This is a genomic window from Rhizobium sp. UBA1881 (assembly GCF_002338015.1).
Lineage (GTDB): Bacteria > Pseudomonadota > Alphaproteobacteria > Rhizobiales > Rhizobiaceae > Rhizobium.
In genome coordinates, this window is record NZ_DDHH01000176.1 from 21984 (window position 1) to 32498 (window position 10515).

Below are 10515 nucleotides of genomic sequence, written 5' to 3' on the forward strand. Positions count from 1 at the left end.
CTGTTGATCGTGAGCTTCGCAGTCGGGCAGGGCTCGATATTCCTGGCGCAGACATGGTTGATCCATCGCGGCGCGCTCGATCTCCTGGCGGCGTTCGCGACCCATTTCTCCTTTGCGATCCTGGCATTGATGGTTGTCGACTTCGGCGCGCCTGTTGTCGTCGCGCGACGGATTTCGCTGGCGGGGGATCGCGAGGTCCTGGATGTGGCGCGGCGCTGCTACTGGCAGGCCTCGGTTGTTCGGTTGGGCGTTGCGCTCGTGCTGGCGCTGGCGGCGCTTGTCTATGCGCGGCTTGGCGGAGACGGATTTTCCCGGGCCTATATTCCCGCCGCCATCCCGGCGCTGTTGATATCGGCATTCAACGCGGCCGGCGTCTTCGATGGGCTGGGGCTCAGCGGAATCAGCGGGTTGACCGGGATGCTCGCCTATATCGCGTCCGCTGTCGCACTGGTCGCGGCCGGGGCGCAATCGGCCGATGCGGGCATGATCCTCGGGGTGGCGCTGTCGCTGGGCTACGCCGTCGCGGTCGTTGCGCAACTGGTCATGCTTTGGCGGCTGGGCTGCCCGATGCGTGTGGCGCCGGTCAGCGTCGTTGACTGCGGCGCGTTTGCCCGTGAGGGTGCCGCTGCGCTCGTTGCGATCCTGCCGGGGCAGCTGTCGTTTCGGTTTCAGATCGTGGTCTGCGCGGCAGTTCTGGGGCAGGCGGGTGTGGGATTGTTCGTCTATGGCAGGCAGATCGCGGCGGCCGCCTCGCAGGTTCTGGAGTTCGTGCGGCGCGCGCATTTTCCCGATATGGTCCGCGCTCTTCAGCAGGGTGATGCCACGTTGAGGGTGGCATTCGAGGCGCAGCGTCTGGCGACGCTGCTCGCCGCCGCTCTGGCGTTTGGCTTGACGCTGGCTGGCGGCGGCTGTTTCTTGCTGATGAGTGGCGCCTTCGCGCAATCGGGTCTGGTGGTGGCGCTCTTCTCTGTCGGGGTGCTGACCGGCGCGCTGTCGCAGACGCTGGGGCAGGCGGCGCAGGGGCTTGGCCGCTTTCGGATTGTTGCTGTTGCAGCCGTGCTTGCCATGCTGATCGGCTTTGCAGCGAGCGCCGGTCTCGGGGCGTTGCTTGGGCTTGTCGGGCTGGCGCAGCCAGCCCTGGTGGCGCATGTGGTTGGGGCGCTGGTGATCTGGCCCTCGGTGTTCCGGCGATCGGACGGGCGGAAGATTGTGCGGGTCAGCGCATGATCAGGCTGTGGACCGTTACTGCGCTTTATCTCGCCAATCTGCCCTTCGCCGACAGCCTCTTCGTCGTTCTGCTGACGCTGCCGATGTTTCTGATCGTGCTGGTCGGGCTGTATCGCATTCGGTCGCGCCGGTTCCAGATCGGCGATGTCTTCTGGTTCTGTCTCTTCGTCTACTTCGTGATCTCGCCGCTGCAGCGCATGCATGGGGACCGGATCGGCGGCGCGACGGCGATCACGGCCTATGCCTACGAGCCGCACGAGTTCATTGCCGCCATGATGATCGTGGTGCTCTTCTGCCTGCCGTTCCTGTTTGTCCCGATGGAGCGAGATGAGCCAGCCGCCGAAGCGGGTGGTTCGATTTTGCCGATGCCGGTTCTGCTGGCCTTGAACGCGCTCGCCTTCGTATCCTTCGTAGCATCCGAAGGCGGAATGGAGCGGCTTTTGTCGTCGCGGCTGGAGCAGGACCCGGCGCAGGCTTTCATCGGCAGCCTGTTATTTCTCGGACTGCAGTCGGTGACCGCTTGCCTTGTCGCGGTGCGGTTTCATGTGTCCCGATCGCGACTGATCTCTCTTGCTCCGCTGCTTCTCGTTATCGCCTTGCTGGCGGTCTCGCGAAATCCGTTCAACGCGCCGCGCTTCATGCTGCTGGCCGTATGGGGGCCGGTCGTGTTGGCGTTTTGTGGCGGCAGGGTTCCGGCTACGTGGTTTTATGTCGTCGGGCTGTTGGCGCTGACGATCCTGTTTCCGGTGCTGAACATCACCACGCGGCTTGGACTGGACGGCGTGGGCGATCTTTCCGAGATATCCGTCTTCGGCAACTTCTTCGATATTCCCTCGGTCGATGTCTTCGACATGGCGGTTCATGTGGTGCGCTTCATGTCGGCGCATGACCAGATGTGGGGCGAGAAGCTCACCGCCATCCTGTTGTTCTTCGTGCCGCGCGCGGTCTGGCCCGGAAAGCCTGTCGTCGGCGGGCTCGATGTCGGCAACGAGCTGTTTGCGGCGGGCATGTACGGGACGCCGAACCTGTCCTTCTTCGTCGGCTGTGATCTCTACATGGATTTCGGTTTTGCCGGCGTTGCGCTCGGCGGGGTCGTTGCGGCCCTGCTGCTGCGGTCGGTGCTGATGGCGGAGTGGGGCGTGTTCGGCGGTGTCAGCGTGTCGCGTATTCTCATCGCCTCGTCGATGCCGATCCTGCTGCGTGGCCCTGTTGGCGCAGTGCTGCCGTTGTTTGTTTGCCAGATCTTAGTCCTGCTGGCGATCTCCCGGCCGGTGCGGGACCAAGCTTATACGGCGCTGCTCTATAGGGAACGGTTGCGACGATGAGCGGTAATGCGCAGGAGAATTTCGGCATACTCGACGCCTCGAAGTCCGGCTCGCGCGAGGGCGGGCCGAGTTTTAGCGTTAGGCACCGCGCGCTACGGCTCGCCTGGGGGATCACCTGGGCGCTGCTGGCCGCCTGGACGCCGGCACCGTTGCATCGCTGGCGGGCGTTTCTGTTGCGGCTGTTTGGGGCTCGGTTGGCCAACAATGCGCGGGTGCATGGATCGGCGCGGATCTGGTATCCGCCGCATCTGGTCATGGAGGAGAACACGCTGATCGGTCGTGGAGCGATCGTCTACTGCATTGCGCCGGTTCGTATCGGTCGCGGCGTGGTGGTCTCGCAGGGCGCGCATTTGTGCACCGGTTCGCATGATATCGATGATGCGTCGTTCCAGCTTATTGCTCAGCCGATCACCATTGGCGCGGCTGCCTGGGTCGCGGCCGAGGCCTTTGTCGGCCCTGGCGTTTCGATCGGGGAGGGGGCGGTTTTAGGGGCGCGGGGCGTTGCCTTCAGCGATCTTGCCGCGTGGACCGTTTACGCCGGCAATCCGGTGCGTCCGATCCGCGCCCGTCACCAGCCCATAGCTGCGCGCGCGTTACCAGCCCATAGCTAGCGTAGCCGACACCCAGGCTGCGGCGGCGATTGCATAGCCCTGGTCGTTCAGATGCAGGGCGTCGGCGCGAAGCGATCTTGGAATGAGGCCGGCGGCGATGTCCTGTTGATCCTCGGTCGTTTGGTTTGCTGAGGCTGCAAGGGCGGCGTGGAGATCGACGAAGCGTGTCGCGTAGAGGGTAGCCAGTGTGGCGTTCAGGGTGGCGATCGTCTGGCGGGTTTCGGGGGCGTCGGCGGACGACGGTAGAATCGAGCCGATCAGGTAGCGGCCGCCGGGCACATTGGCCGTCATGGCCGCGATGTCGGAGAGAACGGTCTCGGGCGTGACCGCATTGTTGCGGCCGGCCCATAGCCATTGGATCTGGCCTGTGGTCGCATCGCTGGGCAAGAAGGGCGTGGCGTATACGACAGGCACGGCATCGCCCGCATGGCTGCGCGTGAACAGGTGGCGCGTGCCGCCATCGGTCGTCAGCGTGCCCTCCACGCCGGCCAGCGTGCCGCTGAGGCCGACGGCGCCATTGGCGCCGTGCAGCGCCTCGATCGATCGGTAGAGGACCTCCACTTGCGGGGTCTCGTCGCCCCATTCGATGACGATGTTGTCGAGCGACCAGCGGAGAAGGCTGCCGCTGCTGAGGAAGGCGATTGCCCCGCAGGTAGGGTTTGCGCTGGCGAGATTGCCGGCTGAGAAAACCAGTTCGTAATGACCGCTCGCCGAGATCGGCCATGTCGGGTCGCCGTCCGATGTCGTCGTCGCCCAGCTGCCGCCCAGTGCGCTGAGGCCGCCGACATGGATCTGGCTGCTGCCGTCGATGAGCTCGATGTCGAAGGCGATGTGGATGAGCTTGCCGCCTGGGATGATCTGGCCGCCGGGGATTTCGGCGATGGCCAGTTCGCATCCTCGCAGCACGCCGGCGTCGTCGTTTTCGACGATTAGTTTGCCGTCTAGCGTCGAGACCGGGGTCGCGTGGCCGTCCTGGAGGCGCGGCAGCCAGCCGTCGCTATCTTGATCGAAACGGCATCGCCGCGAGAATTCCGGGTGGTAGGCCGGGATTTCGCCGTCGCCGGGTGTCAGCTGCAGCGCGGTCGCGGTCGCGCCTTGTTCGAATTGGCCGGGGAAGATACGCAGTGTGATGTCGATCGCGCTGCCTGGGATGATATCGAGCAGGTGGGTGGAGCGGATGAAGCCGTGGGTGTTGGTCGCCGTCGCCGAGACGTGGCTTCGCGTGCCATCGAGCGTGAAAGCGGGCGCGGCGATTTCGCTGAGGTAGCCGCCGAGTTCGTCGGCCTCGATCAGTAGCAGGCGCATGCCCGCTATGCCTGAGGTGGAGCCGGCGATCATCTGAATTTCGCTTGAGATCGTCCAGGGGGTGCCTGGCTCGGCCGAGTAGTTGGCGGTAATAGTGCCGTAGATCTGTCGGCCGATGTCGGTGAAGCCGGCTGTCGCCGTCCCATGGATCCTGATGTCGCCATAGGGCAGGCCGTTTTCGTCGATGCCCTTGTGGATGCATTCATGGGTGAGGCCGTTGACGATGCCGGTCTCGAACCGGTCCATCCAGTCGCGCGTATGGGGATAGAGGTTCCTGATATCGCCGCCGGCCACGGCAAGCTTGAGCGGCACGCCGCCTTGTCTGGCTGCGATCTCGGTCGAGGTCTGGCCGCCGATACCGCGATTGATAATCGTTCTCGGCGGATCGAAGAGGCTGGCGGCGATAGCTGGGAAGGTGGTGTCGCGGGACGATGCGCCTGCGCCCTCGGTGAGGCTGTCGCCGAATGCGATGATGGCGCGAGGGTGTAAGCGTTGCCGGGCGGGGGATTGGGCAGTCGAAAGGCCGATACCGAGAAGCATTGCGGGTCTCCTGTGAGAACTGGGAAAAATATCCTAATTCAGTGTCGGGAGACGGGGATGACCTGTCGGCGCAAGTTCTTTTCCAATCAAACAGCGCAGAGCATTGCTCGCTTCATGCTCCGTTAAGTAATTATCTTGAGATTACAGGTTCCTTGTTCCATGATGATTCCGGCCGGAAGGTTTTCCGTGTTCGACATCATGTCGATCGATGCAGATCGCTTCCGTAGAGAACATGTTTCCTGGTCATCGATCGCGTATCGCGGCCGCTAGACTTGATTTCATCATATTATGCCGCCTGTGTGCGCTCGCCGTGGGCCTGATTGGGAAGATTGCATGAATTCGGAGTTTGCCGTTCGCCCCATGCGGCCCGGTGAGTTGGAGCTAGTGCTCGAATGGGCGCGCCAGGAGGGGTGGAATCCAGGTCTCGACGATTCGCTTCCCTTTCATGACGCGGATCCATCGGGGTTTTTCGTCGGCGCGGTCGGCGAAGTTCCCGTTGGCTCGATCTCTGTCGTCAAGTATGGCGACGACCTGGCCTTTCTCGGGCTCTACATGGTTCACCCGGAATTTCGCGGCAAGGGTTACGGCAGGGCGATCTGGGATGCCGGCATCGCCTCGGCGAATGGCCGCAGCATCGGGCTCGACGGCGTGGTTGCCCAGCAGGAAAATTACCGCAAGGCCGGCTTCGAGGAAGCCTACAAGACGGTTCGCTATGGCGGCGTGATCGGCTCCTTGCCGTCGTCGTCGCTGACCGCCACGCCGGTGACCGACAAGCTGGATGGGCTGGTGCGTTATGATGCCAGCGTGTTTTCGGCGCAGCGCCCGGCCTTCGTGACCTCGTGGTGCACCAACCGCAAGCATCGGCGCACGGCCGTCGTGCGCAAGAGCGGCAAAATCCGTGGCTATGGCACGATCCGCCGCTGTTATGACGGATACAAGATCGGGCCGCTGTTTGCCGCCGATGCGGATAGCGCCGCGGCGCTGCTTTCCACGCTCGGGCAGGAGGCGAAGGGCGCGCGGGTGTTCATCGATATCCCCTCCGACAATCGCGACGCGGTGGCGCTTGCCGTCGGTATGGGGCTGAAGCCTGTGTTCGAGACATCTCGTATGTATCGCGGCGCCGTTCCCACGGTTCCGCTGAAGAATGTCTTCGGCGTCACCACATTGGAACTGGGCTAGCTAGCTCGCGTCCGACGTCGCTGGGGCTACTCGATTGGGGCGGCCCTTTTCGGCGATGGCGATGCCGCCGAGCGTCAAGACCAGTGCCACGATGTGGAACGTCTGCAGTGTTTCGCCGAGCAGGGCCACCGAAAACAGCGTGCCGAAGACGGGCACGAGATTGATGAAGAGCGCCGCGCGGTTGGCGCCGATCCATTCCACGCCCTTGATGTAGAAAACCTGCGCCATCAGCGAGGCGAAGATCGCCGTGTAGATGGTGATGAGCCATCCGGTGCCGTCGGGAAGCTGAGCCGCACCCTTCGATGCCTCCCAGGCCAGAAGCGGCAGCGCGCTGAGCATCGCGCCGAGCGCGGGCACCGCCATCAGCGTGCGCCAGTCGAGCGGCGGTTTCCATCGCAGGAAGATGGTGTAGACGGAGTAGGCGGCGACCGCGACCAGCATCAGGCCGTCGCCGGTGTTGAGGCCGAGCTCCAGGAGCGTGGTCAGGCTGCCATGGGCGGCGGTGAGTGCGACGCCGAGCAAGGTCATCGCGAAACCCAGGATTTGGGCCAGCGACACGCCGGTGCGGAAGAACAGGAAGTTGAGCAGGAATATCAGCATCGGGATGCCTGCCTGCTCGATTGCGACATTGATGGCGGTCGTATATTTTACCGCGGAATAGAGCATGGCATTGAAGAGCGTGTAGCCGACGATGCCGTAAAAGAACAGCAGAGGGAGGTTTTTGCGCACGACCGGCCAGTCGCGCTTCAGCTGCGGCACGGATATGGCGGCAATGATCGCCGTTGCGACGAACCAGCGCAGGGAGGTCAGCATCATCGGGCTGACGTGACCGAGCGCCAGTTTTCCGGCAACGGTATTGCCACCCCAGCACATCGCGGCAACGACAAGGCATATGTAGGCGGCAAACTGCACGGCCGATTCTCTCCCGGTCGGCTGCGCGGGCGCAGAACTTCCTCCGACGATGGCGGCAAATAGCCTGCCAATAGCTGATTTGTCACGTAAAAAGCCAATTCAGACGGCAATACAGGGTCGCTTTCCCAAAAACAAAGCCTTATAGATGCGCGGGTTTGAGCAGGGAGCGGTTAAATCCGCCTTTAACAGGAAGACGTGAATGACGAACGTAGTTGTGGTCGGTTCGCAATGGGGTGACGAAGGCAAGGGCAAGATTGTCGACTGGCTTTCGGAACGTGCCGATGTGATCGTGCGCTATCAGGGCGGACACAATGCGGGCCATACGCTGGTCATCGATGGTGTCAGCTACAAGCTGGCGCTGCTGCCGTCGGGCCTCGTGCGCGGCAAGCTCAGCGTCATCGGCAACGGCGTCGTCGTCGATCCCCATCATTTCGTCGCCGAAGTCGAGAAGCTGCGTGCCCAGGGCGTCAACGTATCGCCCGAGATTCTGCGCATCGCCGACAACGCGCCGCTGATCCTGTCCCTGCATCGCGATCTCGATGGCTTCCGTGAAGATGCTGCCTCCAACAGCGGTACCAAGATCGGCACCACCCGCCGCGGCATCGGCCCCGCCTACGAAGACAAGGTCGGACGCCGCGCGATCCGCGCCATCGACCTCGCCGACAAGGAAGCGCTGCCGGCCAAGATCGATCGCCTGCTCACGCACCACAATGCTCTGCGCCGTGGCCTCGGCCTGCCGGAGATTTCGGTGGAATCGCTGGAGAAGGAACTGAACGACGTGGCCGACCAGGTTCTGCCCTATGTCGACCAGGTCTGGCGTATCCTCGACGACCAGCGCAAGGCCGGCGCCCGCATCCTGTTCGAAGGCGCGCAGGGCGCGCTGCTCGACAACGACCACGGCACCTATCCGTTCGTCACCTCGTCGAACACGGTTGCCGGTCAGGCTGCCGCCGGTTCGGGTCTCGGCCCGACAGCGATCGGTTATGTCCTCGGCATCACCAAGGCCTACACGACCCGCGTCGGTGAAGGTCCGTTCCCGTGCGAGCTGAACGACGAGGTCGGCAAGCATCTTTCGACCGTCGGTCGCGAAGTCGGCGTCAATACCGGCCGTCCGCGCCGCTGCGGCTGGTTCGATTCCGTTCTGGTTCGCCAGACGGTGAAGACCTCGGGCATCACGGGCATCGCGCTCACCAAGCTCGACGTTCTCGATGGTCTCGACGAACTGAAGATCTGCGTCGCCTACAAGCTCGACGGCAAGGAGATCGATTATCTTCCGGCCAGCCAGGCTGCCCAGGCGCGCGTCGAGCCCGTCTACATCACGCTCGAGGGCTGGAAGGAATCGACCGTCGGCGCGCGCAGCTGGGCCGATCTGCCTGCCCAGGCGATCAAGTATGTCCGCCAGGTTGAAGAGCTGATCGGCGCCCCCGTCGCTCTCCTGTCTACAAGTCCTGAGCGCGATGACACCATACTTGTGACCGATCCTTTTGAGGATTAAGGTTTTATATGATTATTTGTGTGGTTCGCGCGGCGAACCACACTCTTAGAGAAAGTACGTATGGCGGATTTTATCGCAGTTATCCGGCGGGCGGTTGACGGCCTGACCGACAACACTCCCGATATGCGGGTGAAGGTTTACGAGCGTGCTCGCGGTGCCGTACAGCGGCAGCTCGAGAACATGAAGCCGCGTCCGCCCGAGGCCATGCTGCAGCGCCAGCTGGAAAAGCTCGAAGCCGCCATTCGTGAAGTCGAAGCCGAGCATGCCGATGCGCTGCCGGCCGAGGACCAGGCCGCTGTCGCCGAGCCGGTGACGGAAGCGCCGCCGGAGCCCGAAGTCGCGCCCGAGCCCGAGGTTGCCGCGGCACCAGAGCCAGTCGCCGAACAGGCGGAAGAGGCACCGGAAGCCGAGCCCGCTTACGAGCATCCCGCCTACGAGGCGCCCGCGCAGGAAGAACCTGTTTACGGGGAACCGGCTTACGAAGCGCCCGTCGAGCCCGAGGCTCCGGTTGCTGCCGACCCTGTCGTGCATGAGGAGCCGGTTTACGAAGAGCCGGCGCCGGTGCATGCAGCCGAGGTTCACGAAGAGCCGGAAGTTCAGCCCGAGCCGGAAGTCTATCACGAGCCCGCGCATTCGCATGAAGAGCCCGTGTTCGAGGAAGCGCCGCATGTGTCCGCCGCCTCCGAGCCGGAGCTGGTCGAGCCTTGGCAACTGCCGGTCGAGGACCAGTATGATGCCGCGCGCGAAACGCATGGCCATGATTTCGCTGCCGCACCCGACGTTGAGCCCTATGCCGAGCCTGTCATCGACGATGCGCTGCGGGCGCAGCCGGTTGCGCGCGATTTCGACCTGAGCAACCGTCTCGTCGAGCCGGTTCCTGTTTTCGAGCCGCCGCATCAGTTCGTCGAGCAGACGCAGGACGATCCCATTCATGCCGACGCCGCCGGTCATTTCGACCCGGTTTGGAACGAGCCGGCCGAAGAGGTGCCGGAACCGTCCACGAAGACGGTTGAGCCGACGGATTGGGCGCTCGAAGAGCTGCGCCAGTTCTCCGAGACCTCGCATGCAGCGCCTGCCGCCAATGATGCGGCGCGCGCCTTCGACGAGGTGGTGTCGAGCATCGACTACGCTGCGGCGCCGGTACCGGCCGCACCGGCCAAGATGCCTGTCGCCAATGAGAGCTTCTCCTGGGAAGCGGCTGCGTTCGACGATCTGCCGCCGATCGACAACGACAAGAAGACACCGGCTGCCACATCCTACGAGGATGTCGATCTCTTCTCCGAAATTCACGGCGGACCGACGCCGAAGAACGAGCCTCTCGCCGGCGACGACTGGCAGGAAGCAACAAGGCTTCGCGGCTACGATAATCGTGGCGTCGTTGCCGCGGATGACGATGGCCTGTCGGTTGGAAACAGCGACGACGACATCGCCTCGAAGTTCCAGGGCAAGAATTTCCGCATGGAGCCGAAGCGTCGTCGTTTCGGCATCGGCTCCATCATCGCGCTTCTGATCGCTTTGGGCGTTGTCGGCGGCGGCGGTTATGCCGCCTATACGCACCAGGCTGCCTTGACCGAAATGGTCAAGGGCCTCGTCAGCGCAGCACCATCGCAGACCGCGCAGACGCCGCCTGTCGCAGGCACGACAGCGCCCGCCGACCAGACGAGCGATGCCAAGCCGGCTGCTGCGACGCCTGATGCCGCGCAGAACGGCGCCGCCTCCGCCGACGGTTCTGCTGCAGGCAACAAGTTCACGCAGCGGCTGATGGCCGATGGCACTGAGGTCGATAGCGGCCCAGCCGCGGCACCAAGCACGCAGGTCGCCGAAGGCAAGTCCGTCGCCGAGCAGAATGTCGCTTCCGCCGACCCGGTCGCACCTGCCGCCGCAGGCACGACACCGCCGGCCGCCGCTTCCGGCACGGCCG

General features: G+C 63.8%; 8 protein-coding genes. 6 read left to right on the forward strand and 2 right to left on the reverse strand.

Annotated features, from left to right (window positions below; all coding sequences use genetic code 11):
• Positions 1-57: 57 nt before the first annotated feature.
• The 3 genes from B3605_RS21670 to B3605_RS21680 are packed head-to-tail and all read left to right on the forward strand — an operon-like array spanning position 58 to position 3163.
• A complete protein-coding gene (locus tag B3605_RS21670) occupies positions 58-1227 on the forward strand; it encodes a hypothetical protein (protein ID WP_296435984.1) in 1170 nt (389 codons plus the stop codon).
• Positions 1224-2552, forward strand: coding sequence for a hypothetical protein (locus B3605_RS21675; protein WP_112945343.1), 1329 nt, complete (start codon positions 1224-1226; stop codon positions 2550-2552). The genes B3605_RS21670 and B3605_RS21675 overlap by 4 nt, the downstream gene beginning before the upstream one ends.
• On the forward strand, positions 2549-3163 hold the full coding sequence (locus tag B3605_RS21680; protein ID WP_112945344.1) for a DapH/DapD/GlmU-related protein: 615 nt from the start codon (positions 2549-2551) through the stop codon (positions 3161-3163). Before B3605_RS21675 ends, B3605_RS21680 begins: the two co-directional genes overlap by 4 nt.
• On the opposite strand, the gene B3605_RS21685 is transcribed toward B3605_RS21680, so the two are convergent.
• A complete protein-coding gene (locus B3605_RS21685) occupies positions 3146-5008 on the reverse strand; it encodes an SGNH/GDSL hydrolase family protein (RefSeq protein WP_112945345.1) in 1863 nt (620 codons plus the stop codon). The genes B3605_RS21680 and B3605_RS21685 overlap by 18 nt on opposite strands.
• Before the next feature lie 333 nt (positions 5009-5341).
• On the opposite strand from B3605_RS21685, the gene B3605_RS21690 reads away from it, so the two are divergent.
• Positions 5342-6187, forward strand: coding sequence for a GNAT family N-acetyltransferase (locus tag B3605_RS21690; RefSeq protein ID WP_112945346.1), 846 nt, complete (start codon positions 5342-5344; stop codon positions 6185-6187).
• Here the strand turns inward: B3605_RS21690 and B3605_RS21695 are convergent, their stop codons facing one another.
• Positions 6188-7099 (reverse strand): DMT family transporter, encoded by a 912-nt coding sequence (locus tag B3605_RS21695; protein WP_018897066.1) that lies wholly within the window; start codon positions 7097-7099, stop codon positions 6188-6190. It lies immediately after the preceding gene.
• 199 nt (positions 7100-7298) lie between these two features.
• Here B3605_RS21695 and B3605_RS21700 point away from each other — a divergent pair, with 199 nt between their 5' ends.
• Positions 7299-8594 (forward strand): adenylosuccinate synthase, encoded by a 1296-nt coding sequence (locus B3605_RS21700; RefSeq protein WP_047514597.1) that lies wholly within the window; start codon positions 7299-7301, stop codon positions 8592-8594.
• Positions 8595-8654: 60 nt separating this feature from the next.
• Positions 8655-10515: hypothetical protein (locus tag B3605_RS21705; RefSeq protein ID WP_296435990.1), on the forward strand; the 1861-nt coding region annotated here is incomplete at its 3' end.